Annotated in this window: 1 protein-coding gene; it reads left to right on the top strand. The window is 39.9% G+C overall.

What is annotated here, in order from left to right; translation table 11 throughout:
* Positions 1-232: 232 nt before the first annotated feature.
* Positions 233-348 (top strand): family 1 glycosylhydrolase (locus C1E99_RS14455; RefSeq protein WP_153060137.1); only part of this gene is annotated, 116 nt, incomplete at its 3' end.

Here is a 348-nt window from a genome sequence, read left to right as displayed (position 1 = left end):
CAATGAAAAAGAACATCAGGAATCCCGTTCATGACACTGGTGTGGTAATACTTATAGGGCAACAAACGGCTGTCATAGTCAACGGCGTGTTTGAAGTTATTATCCGTCAATGGTGGTTGCATACAATTCTCCAATTCGTAGGATAGTATCATTATAGCATATTATTTGAGAAGAAAAGGGTTTCAAATCTGTTTATACTATATTTATCAGAAAAAAGATAAGGGAGAAACTTATGTCACGATTTCCAAAAAATTTCCTCTGGGGAGGAGCTATTGCAGCCAATCAGGCAGAAGGTGCCTATAATGTAGACGGACGCGGTTTGGTCCAGACAGACGTTACAACTGGAGG

Source organism: Streptococcus suis, assembly GCF_002964045.1.
GTDB classification, from domain to species: Bacteria; Bacillota; Bacilli; order Lactobacillales; family Streptococcaceae; genus Streptococcus; species Streptococcus suis_U.
This window is presented reverse-complemented; position numbering and strand designations above follow the sequence as displayed.